Below are 22,544 nucleotides of genomic sequence, written 5' to 3'. Positions count from 1 at the left end.
CATAGTTATGCGTCTTTACGTCCTTGATGATGATAGTACGTTACGATTGTACCAATGATAAAGAAGTACACAGTGTAACGGATGAAGAAGTATAGGACGTTGACAACCCATGTGATGATTTGTGCTGTATTTTGTGAAATATGTGCCAAGTTCATTTGTATTGTCGCGATAACTGGACCAGTGATAAGCAATAATACAAAATTCAATAGCAAGATGCCAATATAGAAAGATAAAAATGTCTTTTGACCATTGCGCATTGCTTGCCAAGCTGCTTTCATATCATCGCGAACTTTATCTTGAGGGTTTTTGATGAAAGCAATCACCATATTAATGATGAATACAAACATTAACCATGTGTAAATACTTGAGATGATGGATATCACAAATAAGACAAGCATCACGGATGTTTCACTTGTTGCAAGTGAGCCGAACATGTTACGTAATCCCACGGTAATAAAGTAATCAACAATGAATACGACAAGCATGAACAATGTTGATGTTAAACCTACTAATACACTTTTAAGCCAGACTTTTCCTTTGAAAGATTGGAACAGGTGTGACCATTTAACTGAGTCGTGTTCTGCAACTGCATGATAAATTGAGCGGATACTACCTGTGAGCAATGGAAATGTCAGCATTAAGAACATTAAGACAATCAATAATAAGGCGCCAACTGTTACGAGAATGAGTGAGCCACTATTGCCTTGTCCAGTGAAGAAAGCTGTTGCCCATAAGTTGAAGACAAAGCTCAACGGTAAAGCTGAGACAGTGAGTAATAACAACATCAAGACAAAGTTAATCAAGTTCATGCTGTATAGCTTTTTACGTTCTGATTTTGTATGTTGTAAAAATTTACTTGTAAAACTAAACAATCGGAAGCACTCCTTTCGACATATACTCCACCATATCAAAAACGAAGCGATTTGGGAATAAATATGGTAAAAGTTTGATGGGTTCACGTTAAATAACATGACGAAAAGAGACTGGGATCCTAATAGAAACATACGATTTAAAATCGAGTATTGATGTAGATGGCAGTAGCTGACTGGCGTGAACGTACTTAGCCATGCGGGTAGGATAACGGACGCTTTTTTGTTAAATGAGATTTCTGTCTCACGCCCATAAAATCGTATAAATCATGGATATTTGATATAGATAGTGTTACTTGGAGCATAAAAAAATACATAAAACGCTTGATAATGGAATTTAAGCAGAACTACAGCGTATTGCATTTGTATTACATAATAGAAAATGAGTGCAATTCGTACGGTAAAATTTGGTACAATAAAAGCGATTGTGACAAGGAGGTACAAGATGAAGATATCACGCCCAAAAATTTATGAGCAAATTGCAAATAGGTTAATTGAACAAATAGAAAATGGTGTGTTACAAGAAGGAGAACGTCTGCCTTCCATTCAAAAGTTAGCAAAAGAATACGGCGTGAGTAATGCTTCTGTCAGAGAGGCGCTGAATGCGTTGCGTATTATCGGATTAGTCGAGATGAAACATGGCTATGGTACGTTCGTCAAACAGAAAACGCCGCAGTTATTTGACTTTATCTCACAAGCATTGACACCTAAAAGGGTAAAAGAAATTTTGGAGTTGCGTGAAGTTGTTGAATTATCGACGGTGCAATTTGCAGCTAAACATCGAACAGAAGATATGTTGGCAGAAATGCAATTAGCATTGAATGATATGGAACAGGCAATGCGCACACATCAATCGGGCGAAGCGGCAGACTTACGCTTTCATTTAGCAATTGCCAAAGCGTCTGATAATGAATTGTTGTACGAGTTGTTGCATAATATTTCTGACTTAATTCAGCAGACGATGAAAGGCACACGCCATATTTATTTGTACAATCGTGAAAAGACAATGGAGCGTCTACTTGAAGAACATATTGCTATTTTGAAAGCAATCGAACAGCAAAATGCAGAATTAGCGAAACAACGCATGACTTCACATTTAGCAGAGGTCCGTCAAACGTTGGTCGAACATTATATTGTAGACTAGTTCAAGTAAGCGTATACAAATGTAGCAGCATGAGAGATAGAGAGAGGTGCAAATAATGAAAATCGGTTTATATATTGCGTTACTATGTGGCATTATATCAGGCGCGTGTATCTTTTTTAACGTGGCGCTATTCCCATCAATGATTTTTCCGGTCGTTATTGGTATGATTGGCATCATTGCGACGTTATGGACATTACCTAATGCGGAAATCAGTAATATGTTGAAATTAGGCGGCATTATGGTCAACGTATTTCCAGTAATCGCGGGCTTAATGCAAATTCTAGGATAATGTAATTAAGATGAGTATAGAAATTAAAAAATACATGATGATAGAATGCAAAGTTTAGTATTAAGTGATGGAGCTGTAACATTCAATTTAAGGTTGAGTATTTATATAGCTGACCAGCGTCAAAATAGATTTTTACAAGCTTTTTTAACACATACGCAGCCTTTCTGGGATGAGACAACGGAATCTTTTTGAAAAAATGAGATACCTGTCCTGCACCCTTTCAAGTGTTGATAAGAGAAACTGTTGAAAAGCTGTTGTTGTTTGTTACAGAAACACTTATAATGAACAAGATAAATATATGATGAAGGAGATTCATATGCCATGGCAGAAGAAACAAATTACTTTTGGCTAAATTGTGGGTATAACAGATGGAATCACAATGAGCCGTTAGTAGGACAAACCACTGTCTTTGAATCAGGGGCACAGTTCAACCCAACCCAAGGATTTCGTGCGTTTAAACAGGCGCAAGTAGGGGATAAAGTGATTTTCTACCAAGTACAAACAGACGCAGGATTGCTTGGCTGGGGCGAAATTACAAGTGTTATGACAGGTGCACAAAATAAAATACACGTTCAATTTAAGTTCAATGAGGCGTTCAAACCTTTAACAACGGAATATTTGAAGCGTAGTGAAGCGCTGGAGTTTCGTATGAATAATATGAAAGAAACGTTGTTTAACAAAATATCTTATGATGAGTTTGAGTTGATTAAAGGGCTTGGTACTGGCGACGTGACGATTCCACGCTATTTCTTTATGGCTGAAACGGAGACGTTTGAACCGGATGAGAAGTATACGATTTATACGCATACACGTAATGGTATTAAGCGCAACGGCTATCACCACTATACACAATTGGAAATTGGCGACCAAATTATTGTATATAACAAACATATGAATCAGTCTATCGTTGGTCGCGCGGAAGTGGCACATCATATACATACCCGACCGCCTGAAGCGGGTAGAACGAATAGTACGGCTATTGAAATACGTTATATTGAGGATATTCATCCGATTAGCTTGATGACGTTGAACAAGCATCCGAAACTTAAAAATCTGTACTTCTTACAAGAAAATGCTAAGCAAGCGATTGCGAGCTTAACGCCGACGCAATACCACGCCATGATGGAAATGAGCGAGAATGATGGCTTGAAAGGGCAGTTTGAAGCGGTGAAATCCGATTATGAATTGCCTAAGGAAGAAGATGTGAAGCCGTTTATTCTATTATTGGCGGATGATAAAGCAGAAGGTCTGAAAGCTGCGACGTCATTGGTTGAAAAGGCGAATGCGACACCTGTGATGACAGTCGGACATCCAGACTTTATGGAAGAAATGTTGTACGGTCGTTACTTACCGAATGAGGCGGGTGCACTTTATTATCGTGAAGGATTTATTACAGACTTAATGCCGAAAACGGATCGACAGTATTTGGTGATTGATCAGTTTGACCGTATTGATCCGGATATTTTCCAGACGTTCATTAATGTTTTGGAAGGCTATGAAATGACATTGCCACGTTATAACAAAGACGGCAGTATGATTAAATGGAGTCGTAATAAAGATTCATTTTACCGTTTCAATCCAAACTGGCATATCGTTGGTGTGACATACTTAACACCACAGCAAGTGAAAGAAAAGTATTCAACGCAAATGTTAAAATATACACGTATTATCCAAGTGAAAAAATAATCATTGAAACAGTGGCGTTTGTCTGTGCAGACGTCACTTTATTTTATTTATACATAGACAAGCACTTAAAATAAGTGATGTCAAATATTCTAAAAATTCTTGCTAGTTAAATTCAGAAATAGTATGATATTTGTAATCGCTTACATATAAGTGAAGGGGAGAGGTTAAAATTGAATAGTAAGAAACGACAGAAGAAAAAGATCAATGTTTGGTATGCACTTTTGACACTTGGCATTATGATTGCAGCAATGTTGTACACGGTTGTAAAGTTGCAACAAGCACCACACATTCCATTACTTATCGGCACAACCGTTGCGATTATTATTACAATGTGCCACGGCTATGAATGGGAAGAAGTGGAAGAGATGATGTATAAGGGGATAAACACGCTTTGCCAGCGGTTGTCATCATCATGCTTGTAGGACTCATCATAGGTGCGTGGATTGGTAGCGGTGTTGTCGCAGCAATGATTTACTACGGACTCAAATTGATTTCACCAACGTACTTTTTAGCAGTTGTTGTTGTGATTTGTGGTATTGTGTCACTAGCTATCGGAAGTTCATGGTCAACAATGGCAACTGTTGGTGTTGCATCAATGGGTATCGGTATTAGTATGGGGTTATCGCCAGGAATGGTGGCCGGTGCTGTTATTTCAGGTGCATATTTTGGTGATAAGATGAGCCCGTTGTCAGATACGACTAACTTAGCGTCAGGTTTGACGAACGTTGATTTGTTTGATCACATTAAGCATATGTTCTATACAACAATACCTGGCTTAATCATTAGTTTGATTGCCTTTTTCATACTCGGTCAAATGTATGGGAGTGACCATCTGAATCGCGGACGTATTGATAGCATTATGCATGCGATTAATGAGTCATTCTTCATCACACCGTGGTTACTCGTTGTACCGCTTATCGTTATTATTGCGGTTGCATTGAAAGTACCTGCCATTCCAGCGATTGTGCTAGGGGTAGTACTCGGATTTTTTACAGAAATCTTTGTACAAGGCGATTCATTAGCGACGGCTGTACAATCTCTACAAACAGGTTATGTGTTGGAATCGGGTAACAAAACGATTGATGAATTATTCAACCGTGGTGGTTTAGAGTCAATGTTCTATACAATATCGTTAACACTTGTAGCGATGACATTTGGGGGTCTGCTTGAGTATTCAGGTATGTTGAAGGCATTGATTGCGGTTGTATTGAAATTTGCGAAGAATACAGGTAGCTTGATCGCTTCAGTAATTATTTCATGTTTCGGTACAAACTTATCATGTTCAGAACAATACATTTCAATTATCGTAACGTCACGTATGTACGTGTCGACATTTATCGATAAAGGATTACATCCGAAAAATTTATCACGTGCATTGGAAGACGGCGGAACGTTAACATCTGTCTTTGTACCATGGAATACGTGTGGTGTGTTTATCTTAACAACCTTAAATGTACACGTACATGAATATGCGCCATTTGCGATATTGAATTATGTTGTACCAATTATTTCGATTATTTATGCCTTTATCGGCTTTAAAATTGTAAAACTGACACAAGAAGAACAAACTTATTTCAAAGAACAAAATGCGATGCAATAAGCGTATGTTTGGGCAGCAATTTCCTCGGTAATAGAGGCGTTGTTGCCCTTTGTTAATTTGGCATAAGGGATATTAATTTATATTGTTACGGGTAAGGTTTACTATAGAGGGTGAGGTGAGCAAAATGCCAATTATTTATTATGATAGTAACTGCAATTATTGCTATAACTATGCGATTTGGCTCATTCGTCATGGATTGCCGCGCAGTTATCAATTTGTCCCGCTGAAAAGCGATGCAGGTGATGCATTAGTCGCGCAACATCCAGAAGTCGCATCGAAAAATAGCGTCATTTTACAACGTGGTGCGCAATTGACGTTCGAATCGACAGCTATTGTACAAATGTTAGGTGCGTTAGGCCGTCATAAATGGTTAGGTGTGCTGTTATGGAGTATTCCGAAACCATTGCGAGATATGGGCTATCGTTGTTTTGCGAATAATAGAGATAAGCTATGGTCAACAACGTGGGCGCAACCTACTGCTGACGAGCAATCATTTTTCATAGAATAGAGAGGTAGCAGTCATGACACAGAACATTATAATTATCGGTAGTTCATCGATGGATTTGACGGTGCAGACGGATGTAATTCCTGAGCAAGGCGAAACGGTTTTAGGCGAGACGTTGCTGATGGCGCCGGGTGGTAAAGGTGCGAATCAAGCAGTAGCAGCTGCACGGTTAAAACGAGATGGTGACGTTTATATGATTGGTGCGGTCGGTGACGATGCGTTTGGAAATAAGATTATTAATAATTTGAGACAGTTTGGTGTGAACACGACGTATATGCAGAAGATTGAGGGCGAACATTCAGGTACAGCGCATATTACGTTGTATGAACAAGACAATCGTATTATCTTTGTACCGGCAGCGAACAATCATATTTTGCCTGAAGTTGTACTACCGATATTAGAGCGATTTGAACGTGGCGATATTATTGTGATGCAACAAGAGATTCCAGCTGAGACGGTTGCGGTAGTAATTGAGAAAGCGGCTGACCTTGGCATGCAGGTGATATTGAACCCAGCACCGTATCGTCCGCTTGAACAGAAGTTAATCGAGCAAGTGGCTTATTTAACGCCAAACGAAAGTGAATGTCGTCAATTATTTGATGTGGGCATGGACGAGGCGTTAGCACAGTACCCGCAAAAGTTGATCGTGACGTTAGGTGCAGAAGGTGCGACGTACTATGATGATGACGCACGCCATATGGTGCCGTCATATCCGTGTGAGGTTGTAGATACAACAGGTGCAGGAGATACGTTCAACGGTGCGTTAGCGGTGGCATTAAGTGAGGGACAATCGCTGGCGTCCGCATTACAGTTTGCGAACATGGCGTCGAGCTTTGCGGTAAGGGCATTAGGTGCACAAGGTGGCATTCCAGCACGTGAAACGGTTGACGCAGCGCTTGAGAAAAAAGCATGACAAAAAAATCCCCCTAATCATCAGGCATGTACGCTAATGATTAAGGGGATTATCTTTAATATGAAGGATTACTCAGCAATTTCAAGTGCAACTTCCATCATTTGTGTAAATGAGTTTTGACGTTCTTCTGCTGTTGTTGCTTCGTCACGTAATAAGTGGTCTGATACTGTGAAGATACCTAATGCTTTTTTACCTGCTTGGATGGCATTTAAGTATAAACCTGCAGATTCCATTTCCACACCTAAGATACCCATGTCAACCCATTTTTGGTTGAAGTCGGCATTGGCATTGTAGAATGTGTCTGAAGATAATACGTTACCTACATGTGAACGTGCGCCAATCGCATCCGCTTTTTCTTTCGCTTTGACGATTAAATCAAAGTCGCCAAGTGGTGCAAAGTTACCTGGGATTTGATATTGATCAACAAAGTTTGAGTTTGTAGACGCACCTTGTGCAATGATGATGTCGTAAAGTTGAATATCTTCTTGCATTGCGCCACAAGAACCGATGCGGATGATTGTGTCTACATCGAAAAAGTTGTATAGCTCGTAAGAATAGATACCGATACTTGGAATCCCCATACCTGAACCCATGACAGAGACTTCTTTTCCTTTGTATGTGCCTGTGTAACCGAACATATTACGTACTTCATTGAACTGTTCTACATTTTCTAAGAAGTTATCAGCAATATATTTTGCGCGTAATGGATCGCCTGGCATTAATACCGTCTTAGCAATTTTTGTTCCGTTTGGTTGAATATGTGGTGTACCTTGTGTCATAACAAACAGCTCCTTGAATATATTTTTATGGATTACCTTAAAGATAACAGACCTGCTCTGAAATGTCGATTAAGGAGTGAAATGAAAGGGACTAGCGGCTTTGTCTCAACCCTAGAAATGTGTCTAAGTCGAATATTAACAATGTGCGTGACAAGTGATGTATAAGTTGACACAAATCTTGCTAGGCATAGTAGCGGAGACATTATAAGCAATATTCAATTTAAGTGTGAGTATTAATGTAGGGGGCAATAGCTGACTGGCGTGAAATTACGCTGTTCAATCTTTATCACACATACTCAGCCTTGCCGGGGGGACAACGGAATCTTTTTAGAAAAATAAGATTCCTGTCCCACTACCTGTCTCACGCCCTGATCTGTGAAAAATAGAAATCAAAATTTTTACGATTTATAACTCATAATATTTATCAAATGCAATAGAATCATTTATAATAGAATAGAAAAGGCTTACATGATGAATGGTGTGTTTACAAATACGCCATTTAAATAGATTAAGAGAGAAGAGGAGAATTATCATGAGAATGGTAGACATTATCGCAAAAAAAAGAGACGGCCATGCATTAACAACGGAAGAGATTAAGTTTTTTGTGGATGGCTATACGAAAGGTGATATTCCGGATTACCAAATGTCGAGTTTAGCGATGGCGATTTTCTTCCAAGATATGACAGATGAAGAGCGCGCGGACTTAACAATGGCGATGGTTGAATCTGGTGATCAAATCGATCTCTCAGATATTAAAGGGATTAAAGTCGACAAGCACTCAACAGGTGGTGTAGGTGATACAACAACACTTGTATTGGCACCATTAGTAGCAGCATTGGATATTCCGGTTGCTAAGATGAGTGGTCGTGGATTAGGTCATACAGGTGGCACGATTGATAAGTTAGAAGCGGTTGAAGGGTTCCATGTTGAAATTTCTGAAGATGACTTTATTAAGTTAGTGAATGAAGATCAACTTGCGGTTATCGGTCAAACTGGTAACTTAACACCAGCAGACAAGAAAATCTATGCATTACGTGATGTAACGGGTACGGTAAATTCTATTCCATTAATTGCATCATCAATTATGAGTAAAAAAATTGCAGCAGGTGCAGACGCAATTGTACTGGATGTTAAAACAGGTAATGGTGCATTTATGAAGACGGTTGAAGACGCTGAACAATTAGCGAATGCGATGGTTAAAATTGGTAACCAAGTGGGCCGTAACACAATGGCGATTATCTCTGATATGAGTCAACCATTAGGCCGTGCAATTGGTAACGCACTTGAATTGAAAGAAGCGATTGATACGCTTAAAGGTGAAGGCCCAGAAGATTTAACAGAATTAGTGTTAACACTTGGTTCACAAATGGTTGTGTTAGCAGAAAAAGCTGAGACATTAGAAGAAGCACGTGAAATGTTACAAGGTGTCATTGATAATGGTAAAGCACTTGAGAAATTCAAAGTGTTCTTAAGTAATCAAGGCGGAGATGCATCTGTTGTAGATGATCCATCTAAGTTACCGACTGCAAAATACACATTTGAATTACCTGCGAAACAATCAGGTGTCGTATCTGAAATGATTGCAAATGAAATTGGTATCGCGTCTATGATGTTAGGTGCAGGACGTCAAACGAAAGAAGACACAATCGACTTAGCAGTTGGACTTGTCTTAAACAAAAAAGTGGGCGACGCTGTTGAAGAAGGCGAATCACTATTAACAATCTATGCGAACCAAGAAGACGTTGAACAAGTGAAAGCAAAATTGTATGATAATATTACAATTAGCGAACATGGTGAAGTACCAACACTGATCCATGAAATTATTACGAAATAAAAGGATTGAATGCAATGAAATGGATTGGTCGACAATTGTTGGCAATTTTATTTACGGGTGCAGGCTATATGCACTTTAAGAAAGAACGCAATTTCCGCAATATCGTACCGCATTATTTACCATTTAAAAGGGAAATTGTGTGGATTACCGGTGTAATGGAGTTAATATTTGGTATCGGACTTGCCTTGAAGAAACCAGGTTATTGGTTCAAACACGCGATGATTGCTTTCTTATGGGCGGTCTTCCCAGCGAATATTTATATGGCACGTCATCAATTACCACTTGGCGATAAAGAAATGTCTAAAACAGCATTATACGGTCGCTTGCCATTACAGTTCGTTTTAATGGCATGGATACGTAAGCTATAAATAAACAGGGATGGGACGACGGAATCTTTTTTGATAAATGAGATTCCCGTCCCACTCCCAAAAAAACACGGGTGCAGAGACGCATCCGTGTTTTTATTTATCATGTTTTAGCCTTCACCAAACACATCATGCCATTGATCGCGTTTGTCTAAGAATGCTTGAGCGATGACTTTGGCACCTTCTAATGAGTGAGAAGCAGCCCAGCCACATTGTACTTCGTTACAGGCAGGCACTTCTGTCGCATTAAGCACATCATGAATTGTTTTCTCAACAATATCTAACACATCATCGTAGTTATCATGGTTGATGAACGATACATAGAAGCCAGTTTGACAACCCATTGGACTTAAATCGACAACTTTATCTGTATGGTTACGGATATTTTCTGCCATTAAGTGTTCTAGTGAGTGTAAACCTGGCATATCCATATGTTCTTTGTTTGGTTGCTTGAAGCGAATATCGTATTTATGAATTTCATCTCCATTGGCACCAGTCATTTTTCCTGCTAGACGAATATAGGGTGCCACAACCTTCGTGTGATCTAAGTTAAAACTTTCGACATTCATTTTTGGCATAATAGTAGCGCCTCCTTTGTTATTTAACGTTATTCTATCATATTCCTCAGAAAGTAAAAGGGGACTGCTCGATTGATGAAAGCGGATTAATGCAAAATACCGAAGAAAATTTTGAAAATATCGACAAAATCACATGACAAATGATTATAAATCCGATAGAATGAGTAATAATTAAATAATAATTTATCAAGAGTGGTGGAGGGACTTGGCCCTGTGAAACCCTGCAACCTGATCGATGACGATAAAGGTGCTAATTCCAACAGCGAGATTGCTGACAGATAAATGACATGGACAAAATGTTATCAACTTTGTACATACCGCACTTGATAAATATTGCGTTATGTCGATGTTGGTAATTTTTTTATTTTGAAAGGAGCTTTTTCTTTTGGTTACAGTAAAACAGAAAATTTTAGATTATATAGATAATAATAGGCTTCACTACTTAGATATGAGTCATCAAATACATGAGCGTCCAGAATTGGGTAACGAAGAGTTGTTTGCATCGCGTTTGCTCATTGACCATTTAAAGCGCAATGATTTTGAAGTGAAACGTGATATAGCTGGTCATGCGACAGGCTTTATCGCAACATATCAATCAGATAAGCCGGGACCAAAAATTGGCTTTTTAGCAGAATATGATGCATTACCAGGGTTAGGACACGCATGTGGTCACAATATTATTGGAACATCAAGCGTGCTGGCAGGTGTGGCATTGAAGCAAGTCGTTGATGAGATCGGCGGTACAGTTGTCGTGTACGGTTGTCCGGCAGAAGAAGGTGGGGAAAATGGTTCCGCAAAAGCTTCATATGTGAAAGAAGGACTGATTGACGTCGATGTTGCTTTAATGATTCATCCAGGCAACGAAACGTACCCAACGATTCACACATTAGCAGTAGACGTGTTAGACATTAAGTTCTTTGGACGTAGTGCGCACGCTTCCGAAAATGCGTATGAAGCACGCAATGCGCTGGATGCAATGTTAAGTTTCTTCAATGGTATCGCACAATTACGCCAACATATTCAGCCGTCAGAACGTGTTCACGGTGTGATACTAGATGGTGGTAAAGCGGCGAACATTATTCCTGACTTTACACATGCCCGTTTCTACACACGTGGCACAACACGTAAGTCTTTAGATGTTTTAACAGAGCGCGTACACGATATTGCGAAAGGTGCAGCGTTACAGGCAGGCTGTAATTATGAATTTGGTCCGATTCAAAATGGTGTGAATGAATTTATTAAAGCACCATTGTTAGACGAATTGTTTGAAACCTATGCAGAAGAACTAGGCGAAGAAGTGAGTCATGATGACTTTGGCTTTGGTTCAACAGACACTGGTAACGTCAGTCATGTCGTGCCAACGATTCATCCGCACGTTAAGATTGGACCACGCAGCTTAGTAGGACATACGCATCGTTTTAGAGAAGCAGCCGCAAGCCCAATGGGAGATAAAGCACTCATCAAAGGCGCAAAAATCATTGCGTTGATGGGCGCAAGATTAATTGAAGATACAGAGCACCTTAAGAAGATTCAACATGAACACCAATTATTAAGGGAGCAATTATTATGACCGATGTAAAGAACAAATACCCGGATATCACAATGGCACAATTATATGATGATGACGTTATTTATTCATCTCGACCGTCATACATTTCGAATCCGTGGTTGGAGCCGGATGAACATCAATCGAACTTTTTATCTGCGAGAGAGCTATTAATTGCAGATATGCCGGTCATCGTGCATGAAGCAAGTGTTACGGATAAACTTGCACAACTATTTGCTTTAGTCGACCATTCAATTCCTGATAATCTGTATTATTTTAAGGACCAAACATCGTATGAAACGTTATTACAACGGTTGTCTAAAGACGAAGGACGCAAGATTTACTTTCAATATGTGCACGGTGAGAACTTAGTACCGGCAGAGCAGTATGCGATGGATAAGCAGACGTTTGTAGACCTCAATAACAAATCTAAAATTCCGGAATGGACAGAAGGTAAATATTTGCCACGCCGTGAAGTCGTTGAATTTGAAGAATTTGAACAGGTCGTACGCAACTGGCCATTGCCTGTCGTTATTAAGCCGGGTGACGAATTGCCGACAGCAGGTGGTTACGGTGTCATGATTTGTTATACACAAGACGAGTTAGAACAAGCGATTGTACGTGTGAAAAAAGCGGAGGAAGCAACGGATACTTTGATTATCGAACAATGTGTAGAAGCGGTAGGTAACTACTGTGTGCAATTTGCGCAACATCCGGATAAAGGGATTATCTACCTTGGAGCCGCGAAACAATTGACGAACGAATATGGTTTTTACAAGGGGAATATCAATGCCCAGCACGTGCCACAAGCGGTTATTGATGCAGGCTATGCATTAATGAAAAAGGCAGTGGAACTCGGTTTTATTGGTATCGCAGGTTTTGATATTTTAGAAGATGCAGATGGCGACGTGTATGCGATTGATTTAAATTATCGTCAAAATGGTTCGACGAGTATGTTGTTGCTCGCTTCAGAATTAGAAGGATCGCATCATAAATTTTATAGCTACGTTGCGAAAGGTGACAATGAACGTTTTCATGAAACAATCAAAACGTTTATTCAAAAAGGCGTACTCTTTCCACTCTCGTACTATGACGGCGATTGGTACACAGACCACCATGTCGATTCACGATTCGGTTGTATTTGGCACGCCGACAGTGATGAAACCATTGCAGACTATGAGCGCGCATTTCTGGAACAGGCAGGTCTTTTGACAGAATAGGTTCATTGTAGCGATTAGATAGACAGAGTCATTGTTCTCTTATGCAAGATGTCTAAAGTATGTTATAGTCTAACTAACAGACTTAGTCGATAAAGAGAATGAACAGTGAAGGAGTCATAGCATGTCTTATAAAAGTGAACGTTTTTATAAAGATATATTAACGAACGAGCAATTTTTTATTGCAGTTAAAGACAAAAAGATTATTAAGCACACATATCAAGACCGTCCATACTTCTGTTTTTGGACGCGCGAGTCATTGGCAGAAGAATACTTGCAGAAGTTTGATGTCCCATACGATAAGCTGATCACAATGGATATTGACCGTTTTGCGACATATGAACTGGACGATATGTTTGATGATGAAGACGAAGCGTTAGTGAACGTTACCGACAAAGCAGCGGGTCATGAGATTAAAATCGTTGAAGCTGTTAACGATATTATGACGGAATTGGACAATATTCGTATTCGTGAATTTGTACAAGATGTTGCCAAGTCAGATACAGTATATGGCCTGACGCAAAAAGGTATGAAACAATTTGCGGTAGTATATGATGAAAATGACAACTTTGAACAATCACACTTTATGCCGGTATGGAGTTTGAGCAAACGTGCGGAAAAAGTGGCAGAAGAAGACTTCGAATCATTTGAATTGATTGATGTAGAAGGGGAAGTCTTTGCGGAATGGTTAGATGAGCTGCGTGATGATAATCGTTATGTGGCGATTGATGTTAAACCAGGCGTTGTAGGTACAATCGTATCTGCACAAAAATTAGCGAACGAATTAACATTTTAAGTAAAAAAGTGGGAAGGTGACCTTGATAATGCAAGGTTAGCTTCCCACTTTTGGTTTATAGGTAAAGTGTACCTAATGCCCCTGAAAAAGCACCGTTATCTAAATAATGCGGTTTGAATCCACGTAAAATGGTATAATCCGTCACGACTTGTTGAAGGAGCGGATTATTGTGGAATGATGAACCGATATAGACGACATCTTCAGCGTGATGTTCACGTGCAACATGAATCGACACGGTCGTGATACTTTCGCCAACGACACCCATAACAGAAGCAAGTTTATCGGCATCTGTGAATGTTTGGTCTAAGTTGTGAAGGACATTTCCAAAATTGGCAGCCGTCAATTCACCGGAAATCGGGGGTGTATCGTTTTTATAGATATGTTTCACTTTTAAGTCGATAATATCGCGATTGCCGTTTTGTGCAAGATTCGTTAATGTTTCATAATCATTAATTTCTGTGAGGAGATAGCCGAGACCACGAATCATCCCGCCACCTGTACCAATTCCGCCGACACGTTGTTGACCAGACGGATCTGACAAATGAATGGATGTTCCAGTACCTACATTAGTAAAAATATAGCGGTCAATCTGTGTTCCTTGTTCTTTAAGTAGTATTTGAATGCCTTTTGCAGCCGCATCAAATTCAATATACGTTTGGGCATCGCAGTTGAGTAAATCATTCAACATTTTCGCTTTCCCGCCTGTAATATGTATATCCTGACATGGTTGGTCATTGAGCCACGCTGCCACTTTCTCTAATTCTGTAGATAAATGCGTTTGATACGTACGTTGATCATCTTGTTCGATGACTACTTTAATTAATGTCCCACCCGCATCAATACCGATTCGCATGAATGTCACCTCTTCGTTAATATTTACTATGTATATCATAAATGAAAACGGTATAAATGGACAGTGACAATTACTGTAAAAATAACTTTTATAAAAAAGCCCTAAAAGTCGTGCGCAATGCTAGCTTTTAGGGCGTTAAATTTGGTTGTTGAACTTTAATGAGAAACTACAATGAAACCATCACTAATGAATGGAGCTGAGACGCAATAAATTTAAACGCTTTTGTCCCAACCTCCTTACATTTCATCGTTCTTTTCACGTTCTTCGATGGTTTTTGTGAAGTCTTTTTCGTCTTCAATGTGTGTCATTTTAAAGTGTTCGGTTGGTTCACGTCGCAATGCACGCATTAATGAGAAAATCATAAGTAATAAAATAATCGAGAATGGTAGACCTGTTACGACAGAAGCGGTTTGTAAGCTAGTTAAACCACCGGCAACTGTCAATGCCACTGAAATACCGCCGATTAACAGTCCCCATACGAGTTTGTGTTTACGTTTCGGATTTTCGACACCGCCTGTCGCCATACCTGAAACGATATGTGTTGTGGAGTCGGCGCTTGTCACAATAAATGTGAAAATCAAAATAATTGCTAAGCCACTTGTTACTTCATATAATGGGAAGTTGCGCAGTAGTTCGAACAACGCGACAGTGTAGTCTTTGTCGACAACTTGTGCGATATTTGAGTTTTTGTGTAATGCCCAGTTAATGGCTGTACCACCAAATCCTGCAATCCATGTGAGAGAAATAACTGGTGGGATGATTAAGACGCCGATAACGAATTCACGAATGGTACGTCCACGAGATACACGTGCAACGAAGCCACCGATAAATGGCGACCATGAAATAACCCATGCCCAGTAGAAGACAGTCCATTGTTGAATCCAAGAGTTGTCTCCCGTATATGGGTCCATACGCAGACTATACGTGACAAAATGTGAAATATAATCGCCGAGTGACACGGTGAAGGTTTCAACAATAAAACGCAAATCACCAAAGATAAAAATAAAGATTAACAGTAATGCACCGATTACAATATTTAAGTTACTGAGCCATTTCACACCGCGGTTAATACCTGTCAGTGCAGAACTTAAAAAGATACAGGTCATCAGCACGGTAATAATTAAAAGTGTGATAGCATTATTCGGCACATGGAATACATGGTTGAGCCCGCCGGCAATTTGTAAAATACCGAGTCCGATAGACGTCGCAATCCCCATTACTGTTGCGATAATGGCTAAAATATCAATTAAGTTACGGAACGGGCGACGATAGGTTTCGCCAAAAACAGGTTCCATAGCTGTTGAAATCAAACCATCACGCTGTTTGCGGAATTGGAAGTAGGCGACAATCAAACCACTCATTGCAAAAATTGACCACTGAGAAATGCCCCAATGGAAAAAAGTATAGCCCATAGCTAGATGTGCAGATTCAACCGTTTCGCCACGCACTTTATCTGGAAAAGGCGAGTGTAAGTAATGTGTGAGCGGTTCAGCAACGCCCCAAAAGACAATACCGACACCGAGACCAGCAGAAAACAGCATACCAATCCATGAAATAAATGAGAACTCGGGTTCTTCATCATCGGCGCCTAATTTAAAGCGACCGTATCGAGAAGCGGCAAGGAAGATTAAAAATATATCGAGTACAAAGACAATAATTAGAAAGAGCCAGCCAAAGTTAATTGCTAAAAAGTCATAAACCAGTTGTGCGATATTACCAAAGCTTGTTGGGAAAATGGCGGCTAATAAAGTAAGTAGTAAAATAATAGTGAAAGCGACAGTATAAACAATATTGCGATGTTTCTTTTTCTTAGCTAATGGTTGTTTCATAATATCCCCTCTCGAATGAAACGAACGTGCAACAACGCATATACGCATCATTCTTGTTGTCATACTCAACTTTTTGTATGCAATCGAATCCGTATTTTCTATTATGTCGTGTTTGAAATCAGTCAAAATAGTGTATGATAACAATAAAGTAAATCAAACATAAAAGGGATGGATGATTACAATGACAAAAAGTAAGCGCTTTGATGATATTACTATACAATTATATGATGTGCAATACCGTGAGGCGTTAGCTAATTTTGAGTTAAATGAACGACAACGTATCTATTCGTCGTTACCACTAGAAGTGTTAGATGATGCGCTCAATGATGACAATCGTGTCGCAAATATCGTATTGAATATGGAACAAGAAGTGATTGGCTTTTTTGTATTACATAAGCACTATCAACACGAGGGTTATGATACGCCAAAAGAAGTGGTATATGTCCGTTCGTTATCTGTCAATGAACGTTACCAAGGACATGGTTACGGTACGAAAATGATGATGATTTTACCAGAATATGTGCAAGAAGTCTTTCCAGATTTTAACCATTTGTATTTAGTGGTTGACGCGGAAAATGAAGCGGCATGGAATGTATACGAACGTGCCGGGTTTATGCACGCAGCAACGAAAGAAGAAGGACCCATTGGCAAAGAGCGATTGTATTATTTAGATTTGGACGCTAAATATGTTTCTTCTCTTAAACTGCAATACAACTCAGACTCTAAAGCAGGCACAATTGATATTGTAGACTTAATATTGAATGGCACAAAAGTTGGTTTTATTGCGCTAGAGCAGTTTGATCAACGCCTGATTATCCGATCTGTTTACGTCTATGAAGTATATCAAGCAACTGGTGTCGCACAGAATGCATTGAGACAGCTTGCGACATATGTGCGTAAACAATTTGAAGGTGTAAAAGCGATTGAAGTGACGCTATTTGGTCCAAATCATCAGTTAAGACCACTGTTTGAAAAGAGTAACTTTGTTGAGACGATGTCTACAGCTGACTATCATACGTTTGAAAAGTATATTAACTACTAACAAAAAAGGACTTAAATTTGTAGCATACTTTGAGTCTTTCAATCCGACAAGGTTCATCATAACGTGTGTCATATCAAATGAGTATGGATGATAGGACAATAACCCTTTGGTTTGGTGCGGTACGCCGAATCACTATACAACGATATTTATAAATGGGACTGTGGATGGATGATAATATTAAGTTTTTAACTTAATATTTGATATAGTTGTATTGAATATCAATTAATTTTAGTAAAAATATGTTGTGGAAACGTATGTTTACTTTGATTGCAATGCGGTGATTAAGGAGATTTGAAATGATAAAAAATATTATAAATAACCTGAAAAAGTCATGTATTAAATTAATTTTTCGACTTATGTCTCAAAACATCAATAAAAAATTAGTGTACTTCGAAAGCTTTCACGGAAAACAGTACAGTGATAACCCACGTGCATTATATGAATACTTAAAACAACACACAAACTATGAGTTGGTGTGGGGTGTGAAAAAAGGACATGAATCGGTGTTTGAGCAGTATGGCGTTCCGTATGTTGTGCGCTTTTCAATCAAATGGTTCTTAACAATGCCACGTGCAAAGTACTGGATGATTAATACAAGGTTGCCGCAATGGTTCTATAAATCTCCTAAAACGATCTATTTACAAACATGGCATGGTACGCCGTTAAAACGTTTAGGACTTGATATTGAGGACGTACAAATGCCAGGTACGAATACTGAGCAATATAGGCAAAATATCATTAATGAGAGTAAACGTTGGGATTATTTAATTTCTCCTAATAGATACTCAACAGATAAGTTTGAAAGTGCGTTTCAAGTTGAGCGTTCTAAAATGATTGAAACAGGTTATCCTCGAAACGACAAGTTGGTTAATGAACAAAATAATGCAGCGTATATTCAACGTATTAAGGATGACTTAAATATACCGGCCGATAAAAAAGTAATTATGTACGCACCTACGTGGCGAGATGACAAGTTTATCCAACAAGGGACTTATGAATTAAATTTAAACTTTGATATTGAAAAGTTTAGAGAGCAGTTGAGTGACGACTATGTAATTTTATTAAGAATGCACTATTTAGTTGTTACGAGAATTCAAGAAAATGATCGCTTTGTTATTGATGTTTCAGATTACAAAGATATTGCTGAATTATATTTAATAAGTGATATCTTGATAACCGACTATTCTTCAGTTATGTTTGATTTCGGTGTATTAAAACGACCACAAATCTTTTATGCGTATGACTTAGAAGATTACGATAGTCGATTACGTGGGTTCTACATGGACTATAAAAATAACTTGCCAGGTCCAATCGTTGAGAACGAAGAAGATTTAATTCGTTTATTGAAGAAAGGCGATACGTTGAAGACGGACTATCAACAAAAATTAGAACAGTTTTATCAAACATATTGTGTGCTTGAAACCGGAGATGCTTCCAAAAAGGTAATCGATAGTGTTATGCAATAACGGATTCGTTTGACATACCTGATATAAGTTTTTCGTCTTTGTCAGGATAGGGTAACAAATTCTTTATAGAAATTGAGAATTACGATTCATGCGCATATACAAAATCATACATTTGAGCAACGACTACAACGGACATAGCACCATGACTATGAAGTGTTTGTAGTCGTTGTTTTTGCGAAAAATGATGAAGTACTTGATATAATAGCTATCAAATCTTATAAAGTTAAATGTGCAGTTGACTGGCGTGAGAATACTTTTTTACGTATATTCAGTCTTGTCTGGTTAGAACAACGGAAGCATTTTAGAAAAATGAGCATTTGGCTTACACCGATTTATTGAGAAGCGTTTTACATCGCGTTACCTTACATTTGAGATGTATATTAACGACTAACAAAAGAAAAATAAAAAGAACTTTGTAAAACATTGCGAAAAGCGCCACAGTGATTTATAATCTAATTTTGTTATGGTTAATTATGGGAGAGGCTTCCTATGTAATGCCTCAACCCAACATATGGATAGAATAAATGCGAATCTTTGAAAGGAAGATATGCTGATGAAATTACAAGATTACACGCAAGAAATGATGGACGAAAAGTCATTTATCGATATGGCTTATACATTGCTCAGCGAACAAAATGAAACGATGAATTTATACGATATTATCGATTCATTCAAACGCATTGGTCACTACGAAGATGAAGATATCGAAAATCGTGTCGTTCAATTCTACACAGACTTAAATACAGACGGTCGCTTTTTAAGTGTAGGCGATAACGTTTGGGGTCTACGCGACTGGTATTCAGTTGACGACATTGAAGAAAAAATCGCACCAACAATTCAAAAATTTGATATTTTAGATGAAGATGACGAAGAAGATCAAAACTTAACTTTACTTGGTGAAGACGATACGGAAGGCGATCCTAACATTCCAAATCGTACAGACGACCAAGAAGAGTTAGATGATCCTGAAGACGAACGTGTTGAAGACGAGATTGAAGAATCTGATCTTGTTGTAGAAGAAGACGAAGCGGACATTGACGAAGAATACGAAGATGACGAAATGGAAGAAGATGAATTAGAAGACGAAATGTAGGCGTCTTAAGATTATGTAGCGGCATGCCGTGCGCGTAATAATTTTTAACAATTCATTCCGGAAGTTTATTGACTTTTCGTTTCAAAGTGATAAAATTTTATTCGGGCTCCTTTAATTAGGACGATTGAATAAACCGATACGTCAGAAGATGAACGAGGTTCACTTCTACAATTGATATAGCTGTGTCACATCACAGTCGACGTAACGTTCCCCCTTGCAAACTAATCATTGTGAGAGGGAACGTTTTTTGTTTTTAAGCGTAGTTGAAACAACCCATTACTTTGGTAGGGCGTAATGCAAGTACTGATAACTGTTGAGGAGGATTTTTTACATGACTAAATTTATATTTGTAACGGGTGGCGTCGTATCTTCACTCGGTAAAGGGATTACTGCAGCATCACTTGGACGTTTATTAAAAGATAGAGGACTTAAAGTAACGATTCAAAAGTTCGATCCATATTTGAACGTTGACCCGGGTACAATGAGTCCATACCAGCACGGTGAAGTATTCGTAACAGACGATGGTGCGGAGACGGACCTAGACTTAGGTCACTATGAGCGTTTTATCGACATTAACTTGAATAAATACTCTAATGTTACTGCAGGTAAAGTGTACTCACACGTGTTACAAAAAGAACGTCGTGGAGACTACTTAGGCGGTACTGTTCAAGTCATTCCGCATATTACAAATGAAATTAAATCACGTTTATTGTTAGCTGGCGAAAGTACGAATGCAGACGTTGTTATCACTGAAATTGGTGGTACAACAGGGGACATCGAGTCATTACCGTTTATCGAAGCGATTCGTCAAATTCGTAGCGACTTAGGTCGTGAAAATGTAATGTATGTGCACTGTACGTTATTACCATATATTAAAGCAGCAGGCGAAATGAAAACAAAACCAACACAACATAGTGTAAAAGAATTACGTGGTTTAGGTATTCAACCAGATCTTATCGTTGTGCGTACAGAACATGAAATGACGCAAGACTTAAAAGACAAGATTGCGTTATTCTGTGATATTGACAAGAAGAGTGTTATCGAATGTCGTGACGCAGAGTCATTATATGAAATTCCATTACAGTTAAGCCGTCAAGATATGGATGACATTGTTATCGATCGCTTAGGTTTAGAAGTTGAGCGTGATACACAATTAGACGAGTGGAAACACTTACTTGACGTTGTGAATAACTTAGAAGGCAAAGTAACCATTGCATTAGTCGGTAAATATGTTGCGTTACAAGATGCGTATTTATCAGTAGCTGAAGCATTAAAACACGCCGGTTACCAATTTATGAAAGATATTGAGATTCGTTGGATTGACTCAAGCGAAGTAACTGATGAGAATGCCGAGTCTTACTTCCACGATGTTGACGGTATTTTAGTACCAGGCGGCTTCGGATTCCGTGCAAGTGAAGGTAAAATTTCAGCAATTAAATATGCGCGTGAAAACAAATTACCATTCTTAGGTATCTGTTTAGGTATGCAACTTGCGACAGTGGAATATGCACGTCACGTCGTTGGATTATCTGATGCACATTCTGCAGAGTTAGATCCAAACACACCATATCCAGTAATCGACTTATTACCTGAACAAAAAGATATTGAAGATCTTGGTGGCACATTACGTTTAGGTTTATATCCTTGTGAGATTAAACCAGGTACATTGGCTGAAAAAATCTACGGTCAAACAACAATTGAAGAACGTCACCGTCATCGTTATGAGTTCAATAACGAATATCGTGAGCGTTTAGAAGAAGCGGGCATGATCTTCTCAGGAACAAGCCCAGATGGTCGTTTAGTTGAAATGGTTGAATTGGCAGACCACCCATTCTTTATTGCATGTCAATTCCACCCAGAGTTCTTATCACGTCCAAACCGTCCACAACCAATCTTCAAAAACTTCATTGAAGCATGTGTGACATTACAAAATAAATAATTTAAATTTGAACTGGGAATGCCCGATTGTTATTTGGGTGTTTCCAGTTTTTTACATTTTTATGGAGAAATTTAGTTTGTAGAAAAAATTAAATGGCAAAAATGTGTAATCGTTTACAAAAATAGCTCAATTGGCATTGACAAATATTTTATCAATCATTAAAATCTATATGAATTATTATTTATAAAATATACTTATGAT

19 protein-coding genes, 1 pseudogene and 1 riboswitch are annotated in these 22,544 nt (G+C 38.7%); of the genes and pseudogenes, 15 read left to right on the top strand and 5 right to left on the bottom strand.

What is annotated here, in order from left to right; genetic code table 11:
* Positions 1-5 precede the first annotated feature (5 nt).
* Positions 6-872: a hypothetical protein gene (locus CD122_RS05095; protein WP_103357923.1), complete on the bottom strand. Its 867-nt coding sequence runs from the start codon at positions 870-872 to the stop codon at positions 6-8.
* A 442-nt stretch (positions 873-1,314) separates the two neighbouring features.
* On the opposite strand from CD122_RS05095, the gene CD122_RS05090 reads away from it, so the two are divergent.
* The 6 genes and pseudogenes from CD122_RS05090 (at position 1,315) to rbsK (ending at position 7,006) form a co-directional block, all read left to right on the top strand.
* Positions 1,315-2,013 (top strand): FadR/GntR family transcriptional regulator, encoded by a 699-nt coding sequence (locus CD122_RS05090; RefSeq protein ID WP_103357922.1) that lies wholly within the window; start codon positions 1,315-1,317, stop codon positions 2,011-2,013.
* 55 nt (positions 2,014-2,068) lie between these two features.
* Positions 2,069-2,302: a hypothetical protein gene (locus CD122_RS05085; RefSeq protein ID WP_103357921.1), complete on the top strand. Its 234-nt coding sequence runs from the start codon at positions 2,069-2,071 to the stop codon at positions 2,300-2,302.
* Between the two features lie 321 nt (positions 2,303-2,623).
* Positions 2,624-3,988: an EVE domain-containing protein gene (locus CD122_RS05080; RefSeq protein WP_103357920.1), complete on the top strand. Its 1,365-nt coding sequence runs from the start codon at positions 2,624-2,626 to the stop codon at positions 3,986-3,988.
* A 236-nt stretch (positions 3,989-4,224) separates the two neighbouring features.
* A pseudogene (gene nhaC, locus CD122_RS05075) lies at positions 4,225-5,588 on the top strand (Na+/H+ antiporter NhaC).
* A gap of 124 nt (positions 5,589-5,712) precedes the next feature.
* The gene (locus tag CD122_RS05070; RefSeq protein ID WP_103357919.1) at positions 5,713-6,096 is read left to right on the top strand and encodes a thiol-disulfide oxidoreductase DCC family protein; all 384 of its coding nucleotides are present in this window, start codon (positions 5,713-5,715) and stop codon (positions 6,094-6,096) included.
* A 13-nt stretch (positions 6,097-6,109) separates the two neighbouring features.
* Positions 6,110-7,006 (top strand): ribokinase, encoded by an 897-nt coding sequence (rbsK, locus tag CD122_RS05065; protein WP_103357918.1) that lies wholly within the window; start codon positions 6,110-6,112, stop codon positions 7,004-7,006.
* Positions 7,007-7,074: 68 nt separating this feature from the next.
* On the opposite strand, the gene deoD is transcribed toward rbsK, so the two are convergent.
* Positions 7,075-7,785 carry a purine-nucleoside phosphorylase gene (gene deoD / locus CD122_RS05060; RefSeq protein WP_103357917.1) on the bottom strand — a complete coding sequence of 237 codons (711 nt, stop codon included), beginning with the start codon at positions 7,783-7,785 and terminating at the stop codon, positions 7,075-7,077.
* Between the two features lie 532 nt (positions 7,786-8,317).
* On the opposite strand from deoD, the gene CD122_RS05055 reads away from it, so the two are divergent.
* Together CD122_RS05055 and CD122_RS05050 are read left to right on the top strand one after the other, a co-directional pair.
* The gene (locus tag CD122_RS05055) at positions 8,318-9,619 is read left to right on the top strand and encodes a pyrimidine-nucleoside phosphorylase (protein ID WP_103357916.1); all 1,302 of its coding nucleotides are present in this window, start codon (positions 8,318-8,320) and stop codon (positions 9,617-9,619) included.
* Positions 9,620-9,633: 14 nt separating this feature from the next.
* Positions 9,634-9,987: a DoxX family protein gene (locus CD122_RS05050; RefSeq protein ID WP_103357915.1), complete on the top strand. Its 354-nt coding sequence runs from the start codon at positions 9,634-9,636 to the stop codon at positions 9,985-9,987.
* A 107-nt stretch (positions 9,988-10,094) separates the two neighbouring features.
* Here the strand turns inward: CD122_RS05050 and CD122_RS05045 are convergent, their stop codons facing one another.
* On the bottom strand, positions 10,095-10,562 hold the full coding sequence (locus tag CD122_RS05045; RefSeq protein ID WP_103357914.1) for an S-ribosylhomocysteine lyase: 468 nt from the start codon (positions 10,560-10,562) through the stop codon (positions 10,095-10,097).
* Positions 10,563-10,742: 180 nt separating this feature from the next.
* Positions 10,743-10,847, top strand: a riboswitch (SAM riboswitch).
* Between the two features lie 163 nt (positions 10,848-11,010).
* On the opposite strand from CD122_RS05045, the gene CD122_RS05040 reads away from it, so the two are divergent.
* From CD122_RS05040 to CD122_RS05030, 3 genes are all read left to right on the top strand, one after another.
* The gene (locus CD122_RS05040; RefSeq protein ID WP_103357935.1) at positions 11,011-12,132 is read left to right on the top strand and encodes a M20 family metallopeptidase; all 1,122 of its coding nucleotides are present in this window, start codon (positions 11,011-11,013) and stop codon (positions 12,130-12,132) included.
* On the top strand, positions 12,129-13,328 hold the full coding sequence (ldmS, locus tag CD122_RS05035; protein WP_103357913.1) for an L-aspartate--L-methionine ligase LdmS: 1,200 nt from the start codon (positions 12,129-12,131) through the stop codon (positions 13,326-13,328). The genes CD122_RS05040 and ldmS overlap by 4 nt, the downstream gene beginning before the upstream one ends.
* A 121-nt stretch (positions 13,329-13,449) precedes the next feature.
* Positions 13,450-14,121, top strand: coding sequence for a DUF2750 domain-containing protein (locus CD122_RS05030; RefSeq protein WP_103357912.1), 672 nt, complete (start codon positions 13,450-13,452; stop codon positions 14,119-14,121).
* A 55-nt stretch (positions 14,122-14,176) separates the two neighbouring features.
* Here the strand turns inward: CD122_RS05030 and coaW are convergent, their stop codons facing one another.
* Positions 14,177-14,974, bottom strand: a complete 798-nt coding sequence (gene coaW / locus CD122_RS05025) for a type II pantothenate kinase (RefSeq protein ID WP_103357911.1) — start codon at positions 14,972-14,974, stop codon at positions 14,177-14,179.
* Positions 14,975-15,210: 236 nt separating this feature from the next.
* Positions 15,211-16,803, bottom strand: coding sequence for a BCCT family transporter (locus tag CD122_RS05020; protein ID WP_103357910.1), 1,593 nt, complete (start codon positions 16,801-16,803; stop codon positions 15,211-15,213).
* A 181-nt stretch (positions 16,804-16,984) separates the two neighbouring features.
* Between CD122_RS05020 and CD122_RS05015 the strand changes: the two genes are divergently transcribed.
* From CD122_RS05015 to CD122_RS05000, 4 genes are all read left to right on the top strand, one after another.
* Entirely contained in the window at positions 16,985-17,845 is an 861-nt protein-coding gene (locus tag CD122_RS05015; protein WP_103357909.1) for a GNAT family N-acetyltransferase, read from the top strand.
* 296 nt (positions 17,846-18,141) lie between these two features.
* Complete coding sequence (gene tarF / locus CD122_RS05010; protein ID WP_103357908.1) at positions 18,142-19,311, top strand: teichoic acid glycerol-phosphate transferase TarF; 1,170 nt, start codon at positions 18,142-18,144, stop codon at positions 19,309-19,311.
* Between the two features lie 553 nt (positions 19,312-19,864).
* A complete protein-coding gene (gene rpoE, locus CD122_RS05005; RefSeq protein WP_103357907.1) occupies positions 19,865-20,404 on the top strand; it encodes a DNA-directed RNA polymerase subunit delta in 540 nt (179 codons plus the stop codon).
* A 331-nt stretch (positions 20,405-20,735) separates the two neighbouring features.
* Positions 20,736-22,343 (top strand): CTP synthase, encoded by a 1,608-nt coding sequence (locus tag CD122_RS05000; RefSeq protein WP_103357906.1) that lies wholly within the window; start codon positions 20,736-20,738, stop codon positions 22,341-22,343.
* Positions 22,344-22,544: the final 201 nt, after the last annotated feature.

Origin of the sequence: Staphylococcus rostri, assembly GCF_002902145.1 — a bacterium.
In the GTDB taxonomy this organism is placed as follows: domain Bacteria; phylum Bacillota; class Bacilli; order Staphylococcales; family Staphylococcaceae; genus Staphylococcus; species Staphylococcus rostri.
The sequence above is the reverse complement of the archived record's forward strand: the minus strand, read 5'-3'. Positions and strand labels throughout refer to the sequence as shown.